At 67.5% G+C, this 22,149-nt stretch carries 16 protein-coding genes and 2 pseudogenes; 12 read left to right on the top strand and 6 right to left on the bottom strand.

Features of this window, described 5'->3' with window-relative positions; genetic code table 11:
• Positions 1–81 precede the first annotated feature (81 nt).
• The 8 genes and pseudogenes from CcI49_RS44485 (at position 82) to CcI49_RS20055 (ending at position 12,089) form a co-directional block, all read left to right on the top strand.
• Complete coding sequence (locus CcI49_RS44485; protein ID WP_076828507.1) at positions 82–783, top strand: SulP family inorganic anion transporter; 702 nt, start codon at positions 82–84, stop codon at positions 781–783.
• Between the two features lie 563 nt (positions 784–1,346).
• Positions 1,347–3,161 carry a phosphoenolpyruvate carboxykinase (GTP) gene (locus CcI49_RS20085; protein ID WP_076828505.1) on the top strand — a complete coding sequence of 605 codons (1,815 nt, stop codon included), beginning with the start codon at positions 1,347–1,349 and terminating at the stop codon, positions 3,159–3,161.
• A 261-nt stretch (positions 3,162–3,422) separates the two neighbouring features.
• On the top strand, positions 3,423–3,755 hold the full coding sequence (locus CcI49_RS20080; protein ID WP_006544955.1) for a metalloregulator ArsR/SmtB family transcription factor: 333 nt from the start codon (positions 3,423–3,425) through the stop codon (positions 3,753–3,755).
• A gap of 331 nt (positions 3,756–4,086) precedes the next feature.
• Positions 4,087–5,289 (top strand): RNA polymerase sigma factor RpoD, encoded by a 1,203-nt coding sequence (gene rpoD / locus CcI49_RS20075; RefSeq protein WP_235498509.1) that lies wholly within the window; start codon positions 4,087–4,089, stop codon positions 5,287–5,289.
• A 329-nt stretch (positions 5,290–5,618) separates the two neighbouring features.
• Positions 5,619–7,364: a SulP family inorganic anion transporter gene (locus CcI49_RS20070; RefSeq protein ID WP_076828503.1), complete on the top strand. Its 1,746-nt coding sequence runs from the start codon at positions 5,619–5,621 to the stop codon at positions 7,362–7,364.
• Between the two features lie 1,897 nt (positions 7,365–9,261).
• Positions 9,262–9,434, top strand: a pseudogene (locus CcI49_RS20065) (IS6 family transposase); the annotation flags it as partial.
• Between the two features lie 278 nt (positions 9,435–9,712).
• The gene (locus CcI49_RS20060) at positions 9,713–10,942 is read left to right on the top strand and encodes a glycosyltransferase (RefSeq protein ID WP_131831143.1); all 1,230 of its coding nucleotides are present in this window, start codon (positions 9,713–9,715) and stop codon (positions 10,940–10,942) included.
• A 100-nt stretch (positions 10,943–11,042) separates the two neighbouring features.
• A complete protein-coding gene (locus CcI49_RS20055) occupies positions 11,043–12,089 on the top strand; it encodes an NAD-dependent epimerase/dehydratase family protein (RefSeq protein ID WP_076828499.1) in 1,047 nt (348 codons plus the stop codon).
• Positions 12,090–12,409: 320 nt separating this feature from the next.
• Here the strand turns inward: CcI49_RS20055 and CcI49_RS20050 are convergent, their stop codons facing one another.
• The gene (locus CcI49_RS20050; RefSeq protein ID WP_054569756.1) at positions 12,410–12,751 is read right to left on the bottom strand and encodes a metalloregulator ArsR/SmtB family transcription factor; all 342 of its coding nucleotides are present in this window, start codon (positions 12,749–12,751) and stop codon (positions 12,410–12,412) included.
• Positions 12,752–13,430: 679 nt separating this feature from the next.
• A pseudogene (locus CcI49_RS20045) lies at positions 13,431–13,646 on the bottom strand (IS6 family transposase); the annotation flags it as partial.
• A gap of 467 nt (positions 13,647–14,113) precedes the next feature.
• Between CcI49_RS20045 and CcI49_RS20040 the strand changes: the two are divergent.
• On the top strand, positions 14,114–14,509 hold the full coding sequence (locus CcI49_RS20040; protein ID WP_076828496.1) for a hypothetical protein: 396 nt from the start codon (positions 14,114–14,116) through the stop codon (positions 14,507–14,509).
• 208 nt (positions 14,510–14,717) lie between these two features.
• Here CcI49_RS20040 and CcI49_RS43425 read toward each other — a convergent pair whose 3' ends face one another.
• A complete protein-coding gene (locus CcI49_RS43425) occupies positions 14,718–15,119 on the bottom strand; it encodes a TetR/AcrR family transcriptional regulator (protein ID WP_076828494.1) in 402 nt (133 codons plus the stop codon).
• Between the two features lie 349 nt (positions 15,120–15,468).
• On the opposite strand from CcI49_RS43425, the gene CcI49_RS20030 reads away from it, so the two are divergent.
• The 3 genes from CcI49_RS20030 to CcI49_RS20020 all read left to right on the top strand — a co-directional run bounded on the left by CcI49_RS20030 (position 15,469) and on the right by CcI49_RS20020 (position 18,596).
• A complete protein-coding gene (locus CcI49_RS20030; RefSeq protein WP_054569759.1) occupies positions 15,469–16,623 on the top strand; it encodes an ABC transporter substrate-binding protein in 1,155 nt (384 codons plus the stop codon).
• A gap of 345 nt (positions 16,624–16,968) precedes the next feature.
• A complete protein-coding gene (locus CcI49_RS20025; protein ID WP_241840149.1) occupies positions 16,969–17,433 on the top strand; it encodes a Zn-ribbon domain-containing OB-fold protein in 465 nt (154 codons plus the stop codon).
• Positions 17,430–18,596, top strand: a complete 1,167-nt coding sequence (locus CcI49_RS20020; protein ID WP_054569760.1) for a lipid-transfer protein — start codon at positions 17,430–17,432, stop codon at positions 18,594–18,596. The genes CcI49_RS20025 and CcI49_RS20020 overlap by 4 nt, the downstream gene beginning before the upstream one ends.
• Positions 18,597–18,856: 260 nt before the next feature.
• Here the strand turns inward: CcI49_RS20020 and CcI49_RS20015 are convergent, their stop codons facing one another.
• The 3 genes from CcI49_RS20015 to CcI49_RS20005 all read right to left on the bottom strand — a co-directional run bounded on the left by CcI49_RS20015 (position 18,857) and on the right by CcI49_RS20005 (position 22,077).
• The gene (locus tag CcI49_RS20015; protein ID WP_076828492.1) at positions 18,857–20,005 is read right to left on the bottom strand and encodes an acetyl-CoA C-acyltransferase; all 1,149 of its coding nucleotides are present in this window, start codon (positions 20,003–20,005) and stop codon (positions 18,857–18,859) included.
• Between the two features lie 142 nt (positions 20,006–20,147).
• Positions 20,148–20,966 carry a crotonase/enoyl-CoA hydratase family protein gene (locus tag CcI49_RS20010; protein WP_054569762.1) on the bottom strand — a complete coding sequence of 273 codons (819 nt, stop codon included), beginning with the start codon at positions 20,964–20,966 and terminating at the stop codon, positions 20,148–20,150.
• Positions 20,967–21,150: 184 nt separating this feature from the next.
• Positions 21,151–22,077: an alpha/beta fold hydrolase gene (locus tag CcI49_RS20005; RefSeq protein WP_277872743.1), complete on the bottom strand. Its 927-nt coding sequence runs from the start codon at positions 22,075–22,077 to the stop codon at positions 21,151–21,153.
• Between the last annotated feature and the right edge of the window lie 72 nt (positions 22,078–22,149).

The raw sequence follows: 22,149 nt of genomic DNA, 5'->3' as shown, positions 1-22,149 counted from the left end.
CAACCGCCCCGCATCCATGTCCACCACTTGCAGATATTAGCAATTCAACATTACTGGAGGCAGTGACATCATCATGGCTATATGTATGCGGGACGCCGCCCGTCCGCAGGTCCGGTCCGGCTGCCCTGTCCCCAGGGCAACGTGGTGAACACGGGGCTTACCTCACAGGCGGTCTCGCTCCGTGCGTTGCCCTACCGGTATGAGCTGGCCGCATACCGGTACCGGCCGACCCAGAACCTGCTCGCGGGTGTCATCGTCGCGGTCGTCGCGCTCCCGCCGGCGTGGGGTCTCGGTGTCGCCTCCGGAGCGGGAGCCTCGGCGGGGCTCATCGCCGCGATCGTCGCCGGTGCCATCGCGGCGAAGACCGGGACAGACCGTGAGATGCAACGCCGTGCTCGTGATCGGCACAGCGGATTCGTCGCTCGCGTTCATGGCCGGGCACCAGCGGACGGAGTCGGCAGGGACATCGTTGAGAACGCGAGTGGACGCGCGCAGACGGACGTGGGCACCTCGGGGTGTCCAGCGCATCTGCTGTTTGTGGACCACGCGTCCGCCGATGATCTGGTTGGCGGATTCAACGGTGAACGCGTCTGTCTGCCTGGTGCCGAGGCAGCGCCACCAGCGGAGGCTGGGCAGGGTGCTGGGTGCGCAGCACGATCGCGCGGCTGTTTGTACGTCGGTTGGCGCGGGCGCAGGCCGGGCAGTAGGCCTGGTCGGAGAAGGCGGTGTCGACCTAGCTGGCGAGGACCTGGTGGGCCGCTGCGACCCGCATCCCGGCGCTGAGCGGACCGTCCACGCACGCCGACCTCGACGAGGGCGGAGGCAGGTCCATCTTCACCGTCGACGACACGCCGACCCACCCCCTTCCTGGCGCACCGTCTCCCAGGGAAGCGCCGCGGGGCAGGGTGTAGTCGACCGCGGCCCGGTCAAAGGCGTAAATGCAGTCCGGGCCAGCATGTTGGTCCTTCCCTCGCGATGGCCTGCCAGGTCTCCCAGCAGCTCGGTCATCCGCGCCGCGCCCACAGGCGGCAGGTATGCCCGGCACAGCACCGGGAACGCCGCGGGTCTGCCGCTGCCCTCCAGAACAGCAGCACGCTCCACCGCCGCAGACCGGGCACTGCCGACCCGGGGCTCGCGCGGAAGGCGTGGCTTCGACGATGCAGCATCGGTCGTCGAAGGGCTGTTGCGCGCCCCAAAGTCCGGACGCGATCGCGATGCGCCCTGCTTGGGGCTGTCGACCTACCCGCAACAACACATGGATGACCTTCCCTCTCAACTATCTGACGACTTCATCAGATAGTTGAGATACAGTTCGATCGTCTTACAGTCTGCCGAAGGAGTGGGAGATGCCCGTCACGATCCCGGGCCTGCAAGCGACACCGACGACACATCCGGCGTTGCTGGAGTGGGTCGCCACGATCGCTGATCTCACCCAGCCCGACCGGGTTCACTGGTGCGACGGCAGCGACGCCGAGTACGACCAGCTCTGCGCGGAACTCGTCGACAGGGGCACGTTCCTGCGCCTCGCCGAGGACAAGCGGCCCCGCAGCTACCACGCCGCGAGCGACCCCCGTGATGTCGCTCGCGTCGAGGACCGCACCTTCATCTGCTCGAAGAGCCGGGACGACGCCGGTCCGACGAACAACTGGACCGACCCGGACGAGATGCGCAGCACCCTGCGGGGCCTGTTCGCCGGGTGCATGCGTGGCCGCACCATGTACGTCGTCCCGTTCTGCATGGGACCGCTCGGGTCCCCGATCTCCGCACTCGGCGTCGAGATCACCGACTCGGCCTACGTCGCGGTCTCGATGCGTGTCATGACCCGCATGGGCCGACCGGCCCTCGAGCAGCTCGGACAGGACGGCTTCTTCGTCCCCGCCGTGCACAGCGTCGGCGCGCCGCTCCAGCCCGGGCAACCCGACGTCGCCTGGCCCTGCAACCCCACCAAGTACATCGTCCACTTCCCCGAGACCCGGGAAATCTGGAGTTACGGCTCCGGCTACGGCGGCAACGCCCTGCTGGGCAAGAAGTGCTACGCGCTACGGATCGCCTCGGTGATGGCCCGTGACGAGGGCTGGCTCGCCGAGCACATGCTGATCCTCAAGCTCACCGGGCCCGACGGGAACGTCCACTACATCGCGGCTGGGTTTCCCAGCGCCTGCGGCAAGACCAACCTCGCCATGCTCGTCCCTACCATCCCCGGCTGGAAGGTCGAGACGGTCGGGGACGACATTGCCTGGATGCGCTTCGGAGACGACGGACAGCTCCGCGCCGTCAACCCCGAGGCCGGTTTCTTCGGCGTTGCGCCGGGCACCGGCCGGACGACCAACCCCAGCGCCATCGACACGATCCGCAGCAATGCGATCTTCACGAACGTTGCGCGGACCGACGACGGAGATGTGTGGTGGGAAGGGCTGACCGAGAACCCCCCTGCGCATCTCCTCGACTGGCAGGGCCGGGACTGGACACCGCAGTCCGTAACGCCGGCGGCGCATCCCAACGCACGTTTCACCGCCCCCGCCGGCCAATGTCCGACGATCGCCGCGGAATGGGCCGACCCGGCCGGCGTTCCGATCTCGGCGATCCTGTTCGGTGGCCGGCGCGCCACCGCAGTGCCGCTGGTCGTCGAGTCCACCTCCTGGCAGCACGGTGTCTTCCTCGGCGCCACCGTCTCCTCCGAGACCACCGCCGCGGCGGCCGGGACGATCGGTGAGCTGCGCCGCGACCCGTTCGCCATGCTCCCGTTCTGCGGCTACAACATGGGCGACTACTTCACCCACTGGCTGGCGGTCGGCGACCAGCCCGGGGCGCGGCTGCCGCGTATTTACCACGTCAACTGGTTCCGCCGAAACCCCGACAGCGGCGCGTACCTGTGGCCCGGCTACGGCGAGAACAGCCGCGTCCTCGCCTGGATCATCGGCCGGCTCGACGGGTCCGCCGAAGGTCGGGTGACACCGCTCGGTGTGGTCCCCACCCCCGAAGCGCTCGACGTCACCGGCCTGGACGTGACCGCAGACGACATCGACCTGCTCCTGTCCGTGGACCGGGCCACCTGGGAACACGAAACCGACTCGATCCGGCGATATTTCGTCGGTCTTGGCCCCCGCGTGCCCGACGGCCTCTGGGTCGAACTCGCGGCCCTCGCCGACCGGCTCCGTTGATGGCGATGTCCCCCGTCCCATCGCCGCCCCGGGCGTCAACAGGCCCGGTCAGCGTCGCAGCCTGGCGGCGGTGCCCCCCCATACAGCTGGCCGTCCTGTCAGCAGGACTGGTCTGGCGACACCACCGTCCACCGATGCCCGCTCGATGACTGAACGACGCCGTTCCAATCTGATGAAGTTGTAAGGTTGTCGAGTCACGTGACGAGCTGTTGGGCTGATGTCGTTCCTGACAGGCGAATAATGGCTGGAGGGAGAGGTCATATGGCGACGCCGTTGTACAAGCTGAAGGCGGAGTTCTTCCGGACCCTGGGCCACCCGGCACGTATCCGGGCGTTGGAGCTGCTCAGCGAACGGGAGTGGTCGGTGAGCGAGCTGGTGCCCGAGGTCGGACTGGAGGCATCGCATCTGTCCCAGCAGCTCGGGGTCCTGCGTCGCGCCGGGCTGGTGACGACCCGCAAGCAGGGCAACACCGTGTTCTACGCGGTGGCGTCGCCGGAGATCGTGACGTTGCTGGCGGTGGCCCGCTCCATCCTGACCGGCGTGCTCCACGAGCAGGCCGACCTCCTGCGGGACCTCCTCGCCACCGAGCACTGACCCTCCTGACGGAACCGCGGCCACGCCTGGCCACGACCATCGAAACGGTGATCCCCTCTCAGGACACCGAGAGGCTGCCCGCCCCACCCCAGTCGACAGCGCAAGGAAAGGCCCGTGATCGGGGGCACCTCACGGACATCGTTACGTTCGCCACGTGGAGAGAGGACCTGCTCAGTGGTCGGCACTCTGAGCGCCTCGCGTCTTTCAGGAGTCTACGGGTTCCACGATCCACGTCGGTGGCGCGGACCCGTTTCCAACTGCGACACAGGACATGGCCGGACCTCCCGGAAACATCCGCGATCTCCGGCACCGGACATGGATGCCGCTTGACATGGGTCGTCTTCTTCACGGACAGGTCCAGGCGCCGCTCACAGATCTGAACGCCTCCGACGGGACCGCGGTGGAAAAGCTCGCAGAATTCATCACCCGGGGTAAGGAGAACGGTTTCGTCACTCCGGAGGACGTTGCCACCGCGCTCCTCGACGCAGAGCTGCCGCCCGAAAGAAGCGACCTCGTCCTACGGCTGCTCGCAGACGACGGTATCGAGGTCCTCGACGAGGCCGACAACGACGCTTCAGACACACCTGGGCGGCGTCGCGCCCCGGAGGAACACGCGTCCGCGATGCCGACCTCGGATCCGGTGCGGATGTATCTCAAGACCATCGGCCGCGTGCGACTGCTGACCGCAGCGGAAGAGGTCGACCTCGCGAAACGGATCGAGGCGGGCCTGTTCGCCTCCGAGAAGCTCGCCACCATCCGAAGGATCTCCCCGCAGCTGCGTCAGGACCTGCAGGTGATCGAGCAGGACGGGCAGATCGCCAAGCACAAGCTGGTGGAGGCGAACCTGCGCCTCGTGGTGTCCATCGCCAAGCGGTACGTCGGCCGGGGCATGCTGCTGCTGGACCTGATCCAGGAAGGCAACCTGGGTCTGATCCGGGCGGTGGAGAAGTTCGACTACACAAAAGGCTACAAGTTCTCCACCTACGCCACCTGGTGGATTCGGCAGGCTGTCACGAGGGCCCTCGCGGATCAGGGGCGTACCATCCGGATCCCGGTACACATGGCCGAGATGGTCAACAAGGTGACGCGAATCCAACGGCAGCTCCTGCAGGAATTAGGCCGAGAACCTTCACCGGAAGAGATCGCCACACAGGTCGACCTCGCCCCGGACAGAGTGGAGGAGATTCTCAGGATCGCACAGACACCGGTCGCCCTGGAGACCCCGATCGGCGCGGAGCAGAACTCCCAACTCGGAGACTTCATCGAGGACGACGACGCGGTTGTTCCCTTCGAAGCGGCAAGTTCCGTCCTCCTGCAGGAGCACATCGAATCGGTCCTCCACACCCTGCCCGCACGGGAAAGGAAAGTCATCCAACTCCGGTTCGGTCTGGCAGACGGCCAACCCAGGACGCTGGAGCAGGTAGGCCGGGAATTCGGGATATCGCGGGAAAGGATCCGGCAGATAGAGTCAAGAACCCTGGCGAAGCTCAGCCACCCGGCACGTTCACAACGCTTACGCGACTACCTGGCATAGCGTCCAGACAGGACCGGGGCGCAGGGTCTGCGTGTCCAGCCGCCGTTGCCGGCAGGAAGAACCTGCGGAGACTGTTGAGGTCTGAGGAAGCCCATACTCCGCCTTCTCCTCTCTGCCGCGTATCACCTCGGCCCGACGGTCGGGTTCGGTGCGATCTCCAACGTCACACCGAACCCGACCGGGGTCTCGCACCCACGGCACCGCGAACTGAAGAAACTATTCCTCATCATCTCCACCCGGATGGGTACGGAGATCCACATCCTGACGATGATCGGATTGTTCATGTACCCGACCACTCCGCCTGTCCTCAGCGCCCCCGCCCTGCCACGATGAATACCGCCTCCTCACGGTGGATAGCGTTGCCTGGTCGGTTCCTGCCCGGCCGGGCCGATGCGCTGGCCATGCGCCGTCAACCCGGCCGCGATCTGATCGCGGGGATGACCGTCGCGGTGGTCGCCCTGCCCCTCGCGCTCGGATTCGGCGTCTCCTCCGGCCTGGGCGCAGCCGCGGGACTCACAACCGCCATCGTCGCGGGCGCGGTCGCGGCCATCTTCGGCGGATCCAACCTCCAGGTCTCCGGACCCACCGGGGCCATGACCGTGGTGCTCGTACCGATCGTGCACGACCACGGTCCGGGTGGCGTCCTGACCGTCGGCCTGCTCGCCGGCATGATCCTGCTCGCGCTCGCCGTCCTTCGCGTCGGCCGCGCCATGCGCTACGTACCGGCCCCTGTGGTGGAAGGATTCACCGCAGGTATCGCCGCGGTGATCTTCCTTCAACAGGTTCCCGCCGCCTTGGGAGTACATCCACAGAACCAGGACACGGTGACCGCCGTCGCCTGGGGGGCCATCACCGATTTCGCCCACCGGCCGCGCTGGACCGCCCTCGCCCTCGCCGCCGCCGTCGTGGYGTTCATGCTCGCAGGCGCCCGGATACGACCCACCGTGCCGTTCTCGCTGATCGCCGTCGCCACCGCCTCCATCCTGGTCGCGGTGACCGGGTGGGACGTCGCCACGCTGGGCGCACTGCCCGCGACCCTACCCAGTCCCTCCCTCGGGTTCCTCGACATCTCCGCCATCCCGGCCCTCGCGGCGTCGGCGGTGGCGGTCGCCGCGCTGGCCGCCCTGGAAAGCCTGCTCTCCGCCAGCGTCGCGGACGCGATGACGTCCCAAGAACAGCACGACCCCGACCGCGAACTGTTCGGCCAAGGCCTGGCCAACCTCGTCGTTCCGCTGTTCGGCGGAGTACCCGCCACCGGTGCGATCGCCCGCACCGCCGTCAACGTCCGCTCCGGAGCATCCTCGCGCCTCGCGGCCCTCACCCACGCCCTGCTCCTCGCCGGGATCATGCTCGTAGCGGCGCCCCTCGTCGCGTACATCCCGCTGGCCGCGCTCGCCGGTGTTCTCCTCGCCACCGCCCTACGGATGGTGGAGATCGCCTCGTTGCGGGCCCTCGGCCGCACATCACGCTCCGACGCGGCCGTCATGACACTGACCGCCACAGCGACCATCGCTCTCGACCTCGTCATCGCCGTCCTCCTCGGCCTCGTCACCGCCGGAGCCCTCGCACTACGGCAGATCGCCCGCAGCGCGCGCCTGGAAGAGGTACCCCTGGACACAGCCGATCATCACGACGCCGACCAGGCACTTCTCACCGACCACGCGCTACTCACCGAGCACATCGCCGTCTACCGCATCGACGGACCCATGTTCTTCGCCGCCGCCCACCGCTTCCTTCCCGAACTCACCGCCATCGCAGACGTCAAGATCCTCATCCTCCGGCTTTCCAGAATCAGCGCGATCGACGCCACCGGCGCGATCGTTCTACGCGACATCATCGACCGTCTCGAACACCGCGGCACGACCGTCTACCTTTCCGGCCTGCGCCCCGAACACACAAAAGCCCTGGCGGCCATCGGTCTGCTCGACCGACTGGAAAAACAGGGGCACCTGTTCGACTCCGCCGCAGCGGCCATCCAGACCGCCCGAAACCATCTCCGCCACACCGGAAACCTCCCGGAACAAGGACAACCACTCCCGGCGCACAGCACCATCCTTCCCGGACCCGAGGCGTGATCGGGTGAACGGCTGCGACACTTTCAGGAGCTCACCCGCATAGCGCCGGCAGATCGATGCGTCCCCGGGTCGTTCATTCGCGGACAGTAGGCGGCGATGGCATCGAGGATCCTGTCGACGGCCGTGGTCCAGATGAACGGCTCAGGGCCGTTGTTCCAGGATTTGRCCCCTCGCTTCCGTCGCCGCCGGCGCGTTCGGGGTTCGCGGGCTCCCGGTGGCCCACCGTCATGCTCAGCGGATACGGCGCCTGCCCTTGCCCCGACACTTGCCGATCAGGTGGCCATGCCGGCCACAACGAGCACCAGCTGTTGGCAGCGATGGGCACCGGGCCGAGATCCGGTGAGTCGGTGTCGATGAGAACGAGCACCACGGTGACAGACCCGCGCGCGTGGGTCACCGCGGCGCCATCTCACTGCGGCTTCTGCCCAGTATGTAACGGGATCGAGCCGGGCGGCGGTCGGGGAGACCGGGCACGCTGGCGGGTACGGCGGCGCACCGGTGGTGATCGTGGCGGCCGACATGTGGTGCTCGCTCTCGCTTACGTAGCCGATCAGGCGGCCACCGGCCAGTGATGGTCTTCGGCCTCGGCGAGTTGCTCCTATCACGGGCTGCACGCGACCCGTGAGCGGTGCGATCTCGTCCCATGTGGTCGCGGCAATCTCGTCGTTGGAGGTGCAAGGGTTACTCGATGCGGCGTTTCCCGCGCCCACCGCCGCGTACTCGGCGCGCTGCCCGAGACCCAGGATAAAAAAGCCGGCAGCCGGCACCGGCCTCCACGGGCCCTCCTGGTCGGCAGCCTCAGCGCACATCGCCAGCAGACCATGTACACCGGCCCCGCGGCCGTGCCAGTGCGGTCAGGTCCAGAGCAGGGACGGATAGAGATGGCTGGCAGGGCACGCCACTCGGGAAAACGGGATGGCGTGGAATCTCCCGATCTCCCGGATGTCGTGACCGTCCCCTGTCAGGGCCGAACCAGTCGGACCGCACACCCCGAAAATACGCCAGGAACCGTCATGACGGCCAACCACGGGATACTCGACAAACCTGTCGCGGCCCTGCGCCACTTCCTCGCATGTCCGGTGGATGGATTCGGCGACTTCGGAGGCCCGCCGGTTAGGCTGCGGGACAGCCGGCAGACACGGCGCTCGCATCGGGGGCATCCGACATGGCGGTGGGCGGGGACGTTATGCCATGTCCTGCGTCCTATCGAGTGAAGGGAGCTTTCTTTCCGATGCCAGGCGAGCCTCTGCAGGTCGGGCTGCAAATGAACCGGCCGATACTGGTTCGGGATCCTGCTGGTGGCAGGCGAGGAGTGACCCGGCTTGTCCCGACATCTCACGGTGCTGCCCCGTTCGGGCGTCGTCACAGCGACGCGGGGAGGAGCCACGGGTGATACGCGCGCAGGCGGGGCCGTAGCCGAGTCCGATGAGGGCGGGCAGCAGACCCTCGCAATGCCAGCGGCGGGCCTGCCGGGTTGTCGGAGCACCTGTGCGGGGTGCGATGCCCTGACAGCCTACGGATCGAGCTGGTCAGCCCGAATTTCGGCGTACCGGTGGATATGCGCTTACCTCCCCACCCCGAGCGCTGACGGACGCCTACGTCTCGCAGGCCACCGTGGCCTGGCAACCGGTTGGACAACAGCACGATCGGCCTCACCCACTCCGGGCACCGAGCACGGGAAGTAAACAAGCGCATCCCCTGCCTTACCTTCACACTCCCATGAGTTGCCAATCTCCGCAATTACGCATCCGAAACGACGAGGAGATCCAAGGTCATGGTCGTACACATGTTTGCGATGACCCACTGGAAAGGCACTGCCGCATCAGCGAGAACCACCAACGCGCGGCTGCCGATCCGTCCTGGCCCGATCAGCTGCCCGCGTCGTGTCCGCCCACCGATCCCTCCATCGGAATTCGCCGGATCCCTCCTCCCTCCCGAGGTGATCCCCTGGCGGTCCGCTGGTACCTGCGGTTCGCCCCATCCCACCGAGACGTCGAAGAGCTCCTCGCCGAGCGCGGCCTCGACGTCAACCACGTCACGATCTACCGGTGGGTGCAACGTTTCGCGCCCTCGCGCACCGACGAGGACCGGCCCTGCCAGCACCAACCTGGGGACAGGTGGATCATCGACGAGACCCACCTCAAGGTTGCCGACCGGTGGACTCCAGGCATTAGTCCGCCTTACCGGTGAAGGGCACCCACTTCCACTGACACACATGCCAAATCAATTTCCTAGGCATTACGGAAAAACAATGAATACTCAACACTGAACGCCACCCCGACCGGGAGGAAAGAATGCGGATTGTTATCGCAACCGAGGCGCAGTTCCACCGCACTGAGGATGGCCGCGTGTTGGCTCCGGACTCCGCCCTCGGCTACGCGGCGTGGGTCCACTATCTGGGTGTCTTCGACCAGATCTTGATCGCCGCCCGGGTGACCCGCCGAAGTGCCCAGGGTGCGGCAGGTCTTCCGGTGGAGGGCCCCGGGGTGCGGGTACTGCCACTGCCGGCCTATCAGGGTATCGGCGGATACCTGCGCCGCCGGGGCGCGCTGAGTGCCGCGGTGCGCCAAGCCGTGGCCGAGCATCGAGGCACGGCAGCCGATACCACTGCCTTCCTCGCCCTGGTTCCGGGGCTTGTCGGTACCGCCCTCACAAGAGAGCTCAACCGGCAGGGCCTTCCCTTCGGGCTCGAGGTCGTCGGGGATGTGGCGGAGGTCCTCGCCGACCGGCGGATCGTCTCCGCAGCCGCCGGCCGCATGCTCGCCCGCCAGTGCCAGCAGGCCCGCGCCGTCAGTTACGTCACCCGCACCGTCCTGCAGGGCAGGTATCCGGCCAGGGCCGATGTGCCGACTGTGAGCTGTCCCCGGGTTCGGCTGGAGGAGGAGGACTTCGTTGCGGGATCCCGACCCGCACCGGATGGCTGGGGGGCCGTCGGGGCCAGGCATCCGCACCCCGCTCGCACGGTCCGGCTGTTGACGATCGGTTCGCAGGAGCGCACCTACAAGGGACATGACGTCCTTGTCGACGCGGTGGCCCTGATGCGGTCCGAGGGCCTCCGGCTGGAGGTGACCATCGTCGGAGACGGCCGGCACCATGACGAGATCGTTCGACGGGCGGCCGCCCACGGCCTCGGGGACACCGTCCGCTTCGTCCGCCGGCTCGGTAGCCGACCCGAGGTGCGGGCGACACTCGACGCCACCGACGTGTTCGTGCTCCCGTCCCGCACCGAGGGTCTTCCCCGCGTCCTGGTCGAGGCCGCGGCGCGCGCGCTGCCTGCGGTGGCGTCGGCGGTGGGCGGCGTGGTCGAGATCCTGCCCCCACGCGATCTCGTTCCTCCGGACCAACCCCGACGACTCGCGGAGTCCTTGACAGACCTGATTGCCAGCCCGGACCGCTACGCCGCCGCGTCCGAGCGCAATCTCGCGACTGCCCGGGAGTACAGCTTGGACCGACTCCGCCCGATCAGGCTTTCGTTTCATCGGACCTTGCGAGAGATCACTGTCAGCGTCGATGGATCGGACGCAACGGGCCGCCACAGCCACGCCCCCGCCGGATCCCTCGCCGGGCCCGGCCGATGACCGCTGCCAGCAGGGTGCGGGCGCGGCGTGCTTCGTCCTCGCCCCGTGCCGCAGCCTGTCGTGACCAAACAAAAACCAACCGGGTCCAGGGGAGCTCACCATGAAAGTCGTCGTGACCGGCGGTGCCGGTTTCATCGGTTCGCACGTGTGCGAAGGGCTCGTGCGACGTGGCGTCGCTGAGGTCGTGGCCTTTGACGACCTCAGCACCGGCAGCGCGGCCAACCTGGCCGGTACCGGGGTCGGGCTCCGCGAGGGAACCATCCTGGATCGGGCCGCCGTGGCCGCCGTCACCAAAGGCGCCAGCGGCGTTGTCCACCTCGCGGCGCTGCCCTCGGTTCCCCGTTCGCTCCTCGACCCGTTGGCATCCCACGAGGCGAACGTGACAGGCACACTGCACGTACTCGAAGCGGCCCGCTCGTGCGGAGCGCACGTCGTCGTGGCGTCATCGTCGTCCGTCTACGGGTCAGAGGCAAGACTGCCCAACAGCGAGGACACTGCGCCGCAGCCGGTCAGCCCCTACGCCGTGAGCAAGCTCGCCGCCGAGAGCTACACCCTGGCATACACGCGCTCCTTCGGTGTGCCCACCCTCGCCGTGCGGCTGTTCAACGTGTTCGGGCCTCGGCAGCGGGCCGACAGCGCCTACGCGGCGGTCGTCCCCCGGTTCATCCAGGCAGCCATCGCGGGCGCGCCACTGCAGGTCCACGGAGATGGGAGACAGACTCGCGATTTCACCTTCGTCGGCACCGTCGCTGACAGGCTGTGCGAGGCGGTCGTCCGCCGGATCGTCCACGACAGGCCGGTGAACCTCGCCTTCGGCCTACGCACCAGCCTGCTGACGATCATCAATCTACTGGGTGAGATCCTCGGCCGGCCGCTGGACGTCGTCCACACCGCGTCCCGGTCCGGCGACATACGCGACTCCCAGGCCGGGACCCGGACCCTCCGACGGCTGTTCCCTGAGGCGGAACCATATGACCTCCGTGAGGCCTTGACCGAAACCGTTTCCTGGCATGTCAACCGAGCAACGGAAGTCCACGCCGCCGCAACGCCAGGAGATCCAGAAGGCCGCGAAAACCCGTCCGTCCGGATATCAGCTCCCGTTCCCGACCTGGAGCCCGTCGGAACTCGCGGAGTACCCGGCTGCTGAGGGGGGCGACGCAATCAGCCATGAGGGCCTGCGGCCGGGGCCAACCGACAAGCATGAACTGCGCTACGCCCGCCGCCTCGGCCTGTTCGTACATCATCCCTTGAGGAATGGCGGGGACTCCGATGAGCACGATCGACGCGCGGCTGGCGACCGCCCCGGCCGGCACACGGTCAGACGACAACGCCCCCGACACAGACGAAGGCCACCTGTCCCGCGTGCCCCTGGCCGGCAGACGGACGATTTCGACCCGGTCAGCGTGGTGACCGGGATCGGGATCCGAGTGCGCCGAGCCGCCAGCGGCGGCCTCCTCCTTGGCGCTGTCATGACCGGCTGGCTTCCGCTTCGCGCAACTGTTCCAGCAACCCGGCCTGCCCCGAGGCCAGCTCCGTCAGGATCCGCCGTGCCGCTCTCATCAGGTCGGCCACATCCCCGCCCGCCAGCGCGTACACCACGGTCGATCCCTCCCGGGTCGCCGTCACGATGCCCGAGCGGCGCAACACCGCGAGGTGCTGTGACAGGTTCGGGGGTTCCACCTCGATCGCGATGAGTAGATCCCGTACCGGTTTCGGGCCGTCCACCAGCAGTTCCAGCACCCGGATCCGTACCGGATGCCCCAGCATCCGGAAGAACTCCGCTTTCACCTGATGTAGCGGAACCCCCACTAGCACACCCCCTCCGGGCCGGCGCGGCCACGTTCGCGGTCCATGAGGCCAGCTCGCCCAGCCGCCCTCTCGCGCGGCCGTCCGGCAGCATCATCCTAGAAGTTGCAAATTCAGCAACCAGCCTGGTGAGGCCTGGTCCGGGTGCCTACCACCCACGGCGGGCAGGCCTGTCCAGATAATGGGTGTTTCGGGCAAGGGTGGGCTGGCTGGGCTGGGTCCACTGCCCGGGGTGTGGGGTGCCGATGCCGGCGGTGCGGAGTATGTCGAGCGGACCCTCGCTCCCCGAAACAGCTAAACGATCTACTGGCCGGCCAACGTTACCGTCACCCGTTCCACTTTCTGGTTACTCAAAGTATTCGGCGAGTCGTCGTAGARAGTGACCGCTCGCGCGTGGCGAGACAACTCGCCGTGCCTTGACAGGTCAGCCGAGCCGCCGATGGACGCCCGAGGCAACCCCTCGCGGGCACCGATGGCCCGGGACGGATTCGGTTTGCCACTCAGACCAGAATGTCACCCAATGCGACGTTGGTGTACGGGTGAGGTGGAGTGTGCTGCGTACGACCGGAGGAGGCCGCGATGTCGATGTGGCCGTCTCGGTGTTGGACCGTGAGACCAACTGGCGCTGTTGCGTTGCGGGGAAGCTGGGCATGCCAGCGGACGGGATGACCGCCGGTCAGACTGCGGTGGCGAGTAAGGGCGTGAAGCGCCGCACCCACCGGTAGATCGCGACGTGGTCGACCTCGATGCCACGTTCAGCGAGGAGTCCTTCAACGTCCCGGTAGGACAGCGCGTGCCGCAGGTAGCACCGCACCGCAAGGACGATCACCTCGGGTGAGAACCGGAGCCTGGCGAACTCCGACGTCGGCGTTGGGGGACGGACACGACGTCGACGCATCGCTCGATCACGACCGAGCGACGACCGCAGGACAGCGGACTCCGCCGATGCAACAGACCCCGCTGGAGGACCTGCTCGCGTACCACGCGCTGGGCCAGGCCCACGGACACGCACCGTGGCCATCCCCTGCCTGCGAGCCGCATCGGACCGCGCCCGCGACGGACTTCATCCGCAGACAGACCTACGTGGCGCTCAAAACATAGCGAGTGCTACCGTAACGGGGTCACGCGCCCCGAACGCCATCAACCTGGGGGCGCCAGGAACGGCCGCACAGAGCCGGGGGAGGTTTGCGGTGACCGTGGCGGAGGCCATCCAGCACGAATCCTTCTGCGCGCGCCACGACCACGAGGCAGGCAGGCGGTTGACCGGCGGCCGTTTCGAGGCCGGCATCGACTGACAGCACGACAGGACTTCGCCAGCACGGCCTGTCGAGAAGGCGAGGCCGTCCACAACCCCAGGAGGCATCGATGCCGACCATGAAGCCCGGGGAGTTACCCGAGAACGGCGGTGGCCGATGGCCGCATACCGGATTCCGCTCCGTTCAATGGGGAGACATGGAAGTCGGTTACACGGTCGTCCCGGGCCCCGTCGACTGCACGCCAGGGTATCAGGGACTGCCCGGAGGCGTATGCAACTGCCCGCATTACGGATACATCTTCAGTGGACGGCTTCGTGCCGTCTACCCTGGCACCGACTGGCCAGACGAGGTCGCCACGGCCGGAGACGTCTACTTCTTCCCCGCCGGGCACTCACTGATTTACGAAGAGCCGAGCGAGGTTCTGGAACTGAACCCAGCCGCCGCGCTCGCAGCTCTGATGGAGCACTTCGAAAAGATGATGGCGGACGGCTGGGATGGCGGCTGATCGGTTTCGGTGGGCGACCGCCGCGGCCGAGGCGGTGGACGGCCCCTGACTATGCCAACCATCAGCGTTCGCGACTAGCTGGAGGGCGGTCAGGCCTTTTCGACGGGCCTGCCCTTCACGACTGATTCGACGAGTGATTCGACGAGCATTCTCATCCACTCCCGCACCCGGCGGTCGACGTCGGGGGTCGCCTCGACACCGGCACCGGTCAGCCCGATCGAACCGAACAGCCGCCAGCCGAGCGCGATGGTCTGCATGAATGCGGCGAGCAGGTGGGCTTCGGCGGCCGGCAGGTCGAGGTCGTGCGGCCGTCCTGCCGTGCGGCCCGGACCATCATCGAGGCGACCTGCGCAAGCCCAGGCGAAGGCCCGAACACATCGACCGGATCACCCTCGAGCGCCGCCCAGCCCATGATGCGCCCGACACTGTCGTCCGCGGTCAGGAAGATGTCGATCGCGTCGGCGAGGTCGTCGATGTGCTCGAACCGGGTCGCCGACCTCGCCGAGACACGCTGATACACCGCCCGCAACAGCTCCTCCCGGGTACCGAGGTACTGGTAGACGAGACCGAAGTTCACGTCGGCGTCCTCGGCGATCTCACGCAGCCGCACCTTGGACGGCCCTGCCGCGCGATCAGCCGCTGCGCCGAATCCAGCAACGCCTCCCGCACCTCCGCACGACCGCGCGGCTGCCGGCCGCGGCCCACACCTTCGACGATTTTCTCGATATCCGATCGCGACTCCCTCATCAAGGAAAACACGGACACCCGCTCCAGGCGCTGCTCATAACGAAGGCCGGTGAACGACGATGGATCTACGAATTACTCGACGCCGGGAGGACACCGTCCCACGGTCAGGCTCCCAGGCGATGCGGTGTCGCAGGCCGGCCCTTCTCCTGGTCGTGGCGTCACTCACCATGGGGGCGGGGTGCACGGCCTCCAGCGGACCTTCGAGCCGCGCAATGGCATGCAACACGCCGGGCATCGACGGAACCAAGATCAAAATTGGGCTCGTCTACCCGGACACAGGTCTCCTCAGCACCGCTTTTCGGGACGCGCGTAGTGGGGCCGAGGCCCGGATCCGGGCCGCCAACGAGGCGGGTGGCGTCAACGGACGTACAGTCGAGTACGTCCTGCGTGATGACCACAGTGACGCCGCTTCCAACGACAAGGCCGTGCGCGACCTGGTCGGCAACGAGAAGGTGTTCGGCTTAATGGAGACGACAGCGGTCGCCTCCGGAGGAGCGCAGTATCTTTCGAAAGAATCGATACCGACCACAGGAATAGCTGCGGAGCGGGTGTGGTCCGAGAACAAGAACATGTTTGCAGCCTCGGACTCCTTTGCCGAATCCAGCGCACTCGGCGTTTTCGGGCGCTACGTCCGCAGCCTGGGGGGGACAAAAGCCGCGACGATCAATGTCGAGACCGTCACTGCCGCCGCGGATATCAGCAGGCAGCTCGAGAACGCCCTTCGGGACGCTGGGATAGCGGTGCTGCCACAGCCGTTCATCTACAATCAGGAAACAGTGTCCCCGCAGTACATCGCTCGGCAGATCAGAGAGTCGGGAGCCGATGTCGTCATCGGCGGCATGGGCGCCGACCAGTCGGCGACGGTTCTTCCGGCCGTCAGGGCGGGAGGCGCGCAGATTCGGGCGGTAATCATCCCCGGCGGCAATGACCCGGCCTACCTTCTGCGGTATGGAACCAGCCTGAGTGGGGTGTCAACATTTGTCCAGTACATCCCTTTTGAGATCGGCGGCGCAGCACATTCAAAATACCTTGAGGCGATGGCCAGATTCGCTCCTGAGATTGACAGCCCAAAATCCGGAGCGGCCCTGGGCGGCTACGTTCAGGCCGATCTGTTCCTGCGCGGACTGGAGATATCCGGATCGTGCCCGACGCGCGAGAGCTTTGTCACCCGCCTGAGCGCGACGAAGGACTACACCGCCGGCGGCCTGCTCCCCGGGCCGGCGGATCTTTCCGACAGCCCCGACATCGTCACGAGATGCATCGCCATTCTCCGGGTGGACTCAGCGGGCACCGGCTTCGAACTGGTCCGGGATCCCGCGGCTACACCCGACAATCCCCACGCCTGGTGCACCACGCAGCCGCAATGACCTGGCCGAAGCGGACCGACTCTCGGCCACACGGCATCGCGGCCGCCGTGAGCGCCGAGGAGGAGTGGGGCGCACGCCATCCTGCAGAGCGCCTCGTTTCCGGTCACGCGCACCGAGGCGCCCACCTCGCAGGTGAGTGCCCACCGCCGCAGGGCAGCCAGCCCGTTCGACGCCACCCGGGCCCCGCGTCCCTCCCCCGAACATGACCGGCATCGGCGCCGTGGCCTCAGGGCGCCCGGCAGGCGAGGGCCGCGCCTGCGCGGACTGCGCCTGCCCCGATTGCGGGAGGGCCGACCCGTGGATAGCATTCACTATGTGCCAGACACCATTGCCGTGAGTGGGGCCGTGTCCAGGCCAGCACCAGCGGTCACCGAGGACAACGAGTTCTTCTGGGGCGCCGCCCGCGAGAACCGACTGGTGGCCCAACGTTGCGCAGCCTGCGGACTGCTACGACACCCTCCGGYGGTCAGCTGTCCAGCCTGCCACTCACACGACCACGAGATCGTCCAGCTCAGCGGCCGCGGCCAGATCTACAGCTACGCGCTGCTACACCACCCACGCCACCCACGCTTCCACTACCCGGTGGTCGCGGTCCTCATCGACCTCGAAGACGGCATCCGCATCCTCTCGAACCTGGTCGACGCCGACCCCGCCTCCATCCACATCGGCCAACCCGTCGAGGTCACCTTCGAACCAACCGACGACACCCTCGGCGCCCCCGTCTTCCGCCCCCGCCCCCGCCCCCGCACCGGCACYGGCACCGGCACCGAAGCGCACAACACCGCGCCCGAAGACGGAGACACCCGATGACCAGCACCGGACCAGGCGGGCACACCGCCATTGTCGGCATCGGGGCGACCGAGTTCTCCCAGAACGCCGGACGCAGCGAGACGCGGCTGGCCACCGAGGCCATCCTCGCCGCCCTCACCGACGCCGGCCTGTCCACGAACGACGTCGACGGGCTGGTCAGCTACACCATCGACCCGGTCGAGGAAACCGAACTCGTCCGTGCCCTCGGCATCCCGGAGATCGGCTGGTCAAGCCGGGTGCCCTATGGCGGCGCAGGATCCCAGGGTGTGCTGCTACACGCGGCGGCCGCGGTCGCCTCCGGCGCCGCCGACGTCGTCGTCGTCTACCGAGCCGTCCGGGCCCGGTCAGGGCGGCGCTTCGGCGCGGCGCGAGCCGGTGGGGCGACATCGTCACACTCCGGCACCACCGCCGGCCAGTGGTGCGCGCCGTACGGCGTCCTCACCCCGGCATCCTGGATGGCGCTCAACGCCACCCGCTACATGCACACCTACGGCGTGACCAGCGAGGACTTCGGACGGGCCGTGGTCGGGCTGCGAGCCTACGCAGCCACCAATCCCGCCGCGCGCTTCTACGGTCGGCCGATCACCCTCGACGACCACCAGTCCTCCCGCTGGATCGCCGAGCCGGCGATCCGGCTGTTCGACTGCTGCCAGGAAACCGATGGCTCTGTTGCCCTGGTCATCACCGCGACGGACCGTGCCCGCGACACCCCGGCCCCGGTCACCATCGCCGCCGCGGCCGGTGCGGCACTCGCCGGCCAGGAGGTCGGCAGCGACCACTACTCCCCTGACCTCGCGACGATGGCCGGATCGACGGCACTGGCCAGGCGTCTGTTCGACCGGAGCGGCATCGACCGGGCCGACCTCGACCTGGCGATGGTCTACGACGCGTTCACCCCGGTGCTGTTCATGCAGCTCGAGGGCCTCGGCTTCTGCGGCCCCGGGGAGGCGAAGGAACTCGTCGCCGCCGGCGCCTTCGGCCCGGGCGGAGCACTGCCTCTCAACACCAACGGCGGCCTGATCGGCGAGGGTTACATCCACGGCCTCAACCTCGCCACCGAGGCCGTCCGTCAACTCCGCGGGACCGCCGCCAACCAGGTCGACCGCGCCGAACTCGCCCTCGTCAGTGCCAGCCGCACCGGGGTCATACTTGCCCGAGCCTGACCCGGCCACCGGCGTGCACCACCGATCCGGCGCTGCGTTCCATGCAGCCCGGCGAGTAACGGCCAGACACGCACCGGCCATTCCTGAATAATTCGGCAGCCAGACGGCGCTGCTCTCCTGGAGGTGTCACGAACAGCCCGGCGGCGCAAGCCACATCTGCCGCCGAGAGCACCTTCGCTCCCGCCAGCCCACGGCCAAGATCCCATCGGTAACAGGCGGCATCGGTGGGCTGGCGCTCGCGCCCGTCCGGTGAATCAGGTTCAGAGCAGCTCGAAGATCGTGGCGTTGGCCTGCCCGCCGCCTTCGCACATGGTCTGCAGCCCGTAGCGAATGCCGTTGTCCCGCATGTGGTGCACCAGGGTGGTGGCGATCCGGGCTCCGGAACCACCGAGCGGATGTCCGATGGCGATCGCTCCGCCGTTCGGATTGACCATCTTGGGTTCGACGCCAAAATCGGCCAGCCAGGCGAGTGGCACCGGCGCGAACGCCTCATTGACCTCGAAGGCGCCGATGTCGCCAAGACCCAGCCCGGATTTCCGCAGCGCCTTCTGGGTCGCCGGGATGGGGGCCGTCAGCATGATCACTGGATCGGAGCCGGCCAGCACCGCCGTGTGCACGCGTGCGAAAGGAGACAGGCCGAGCTCACGGGCCTTCTCGCTCGTCGTGAGCAACAGGGCCGCCGACCCATCCGAGATCTGCGAACTGTTCCCGGCGGTGATGACGCCGTCATCAGGTCGGAACACGGTCTTCAGCCCTGCCATCGTCTCCAACGTGCCACCGCGGCGCACGCCCTCGTCACGATCCACGACGACGCCTTCCGGCAGGGTGACCGGGGTGATCTGACCGTCGAACCGACCACCGTCCTGCGCATCGGCCGCCTTCGCGTGCGAGCTCAGGGAGAACTCGTCGAGATCGGTACGGGTGAACCCCCATTTCTCGGCTATCATCTCGGCGCCGAGGCCCTGGTTCGGCGCGACCCCGCCATACCGGGCCAGGAAGTCCGGGCCAAGAGGGTCCTGATCCAGCATCGCGCTGAACATCGGGACCCGGCTCATGGACTCCACTCCGCCGGCCACGACCACGTCGTAGTGGCCGGCTATCAGCCCGGCCGCGGCGAAGTGGATGGACTGCTGGGACGAGCCGCACTGTCGGTCAACGGTTACCCCGGTGACCGATTCGGGCCAGCCGGCAGCCAGGGTGGCATTCCTGGCGATATCGAGGGTCTGCTCCCCGACCTRCGACACGCAGCCCCAGATCACGTCGTCGACCACTGCCGGATTGATTCCCGTGCGGTCGACCAGCGCCCGCAGCACGTGCGCCGACAGACCCACGGGATGAACCCCCGACAGGGCGCCGTTTCGCCGGCCGACCGGCGTTCGGATGGCTTCCGCAACAACTGCGTCGCGCATGTTCTGATCCTCGATCCGTGTTTGCCCGCGGCATGGTGGTTGCCGTGGTGTGCTTACCCCAGGAATGACAGATGTCCGCGAAACCGCTCCCGCAGTCGCTGTCAGCGCTCAGAGCGGGAGTACACGCCCGATCCGAGCTGCCTTAACTCGGACTACCGGGATCGCGGTAAACCGGTTCACGCTTCGCGAAGAAGGCCTCGACGGCTTCGACCTGGTTTGCTCCGCCCAGCAGTGCGGTGACCTCCTGCCGCTCAAGTTCCAGTTGCCGGGCCACCGAACGCTCACCTGTCCCCGTCAGCAGTCTCTTTCCCGCGCGCAGCACGTCCGGGCTTTGCCTCGCCAGCTCGGCCGCCAGATTCAGAGCCGCGGCGCGGGGATCCTCCTCGCATCGGGTGGCCAGACCCAGCCGGGCGGCATCATGGCCACTGACCGTTCGCCCGGTCCAGTACAGCTCCTTCGCGACATCCAGCCCGACCAGGTGCGGCAGGGTGAGACTCGCGGCCATGTCGGGGACGATGCCCCAACGGACCTCCATGACAGCCAGTGACGCAGCCGGGTCGACGAGCCGGATGTCCGCGCCCAGCGCGATCTGCAGACCAGCCCCGAAGCATGGCCCGTGAATCGCCGCGACAACCGGTACCTCGAGTTCGGTCCAGACCCAGGCAGCCTGCTGGCCACGATGTGTAATGCGTCCGTCGGTCTTCAGCACCTCAGCGAGAGGACCGTCCTTCAGCGGCGTTCCCACCGCTTCCCTGAAAGCCGTGAAATCAATTCCTGCGCAGAACCCTCGCCCTTCCCCGGAAAGCACCACTGCGCGTAGCGAGGCCTCGCGTTTGAGGCGTTCGCCGGCCTCGGCTATTTCCACGAACATTTCAGGGTCGAGAGCATTGATCTTGTCCGGCCTGTGGAGGCGGACATCCGCGACTCCGTCGCGGATGTCGACGAGGACACGTGGCGCCATGGGTTGGATATCCTCCGGATGGTCAGGTCAGACCGCGTACCGTGAAATAAATTCTGCACTGCTGATCCTACGAACCATCGAGCGTCCCTTCTGGTGAGTTTCGAGCCTTCCATGTCTCCCGGAGAACGGGCCCCCCATGGTGATCCAAATGTTTTCCGAGATCCTCGCGCCGCGATATCTCGGCCTATTCCACGGAGCACCGCTCTCGGATCATCTCCGTCCAGTCCCGTATCCTGTCCCACAGAAGGTGCCGGTTGGGTGCGATATTGCTGTTGTGATAGGCGTCCTGAAGGACGAAGACGGTGACGTCGCGGCTGCCAGGGAAGTGCCCTGGGATTTCGTGCGGCGGCCCGACGATGTCGTGGTCGCCTACTCCGGCGAGCACCGGCACGTCGATCGAGGCCAGTTCGTCGGCATGGCTGCCAGGCAGCATGGAGGTCAGGCCACACAGGGCGAGTAACGGCCCGGCAGCGGCGCCCAGCGCCCCCAGGGCGCCCGGGCTGGCATGCGGGCCGACCAGCATCTCGGAGTGCGCCGGCCCACCCGACACCAACGGCCGACCGAACCGGGACCGAGCGAGCTGGACGATCGCATCACGCGCCCCAGCCGGATCGTGGGCCACCGCGAGCTCCTCCCGGCGGAGAACCTCGGGCAGCCCGCGGCCTGAGTAGCCGACCAGTACCAGGCCCTGGTAGGGGCGATGACGCGCCTGTTGGTACGCGACGAGCATTGCGCCCATCGAGTGCCCGAGGCCGATGACGACCGGATTGGCGAGTCCGAGCCCGGCGATCACGCGCTCGACGGCGAGGACCTCGACATCGGCGACGAGCTCGGGGCGCAGCGTCCACGGATCATCGGGTACGTCGCTGTCGCCGACCCCGGGATGGTCGACCAGCACGACGATCACGCCGGCGCCGGCCAGGTGCGCCGCCATGTCGTAGCCATCCATCTCGAAGTAGGCCGTCGACATGCCTCCCCCGGGGAAGCAGCACAGCACCACGGGCCTCGATGCGGCCTGTAGGTCCGGGTCAGCGACCACGCGGACCGCCAGTCGGGTCACCCCTGGCGGCGCCAGGTCACCGACCGCAATCCGTACCGACCTGCGCTTCATCATCCGGTTCGGGCCCTTCGGAATCGACCTTGGTCTCGGACACCAGAGGTCCCTGACCGACGTCTGGCGCAC

Source organism: Frankia sp. CcI49 (genome assembly GCF_001983215.1).
GTDB lineage: Bacteria > Actinomycetota > Actinomycetes > Frankiales > Frankiaceae > Parafrankia > Parafrankia irregularis.
The sequence above is the reverse complement of the archived record's forward strand: the minus strand, read 5'-3'. Positions and strand labels throughout refer to the sequence as shown.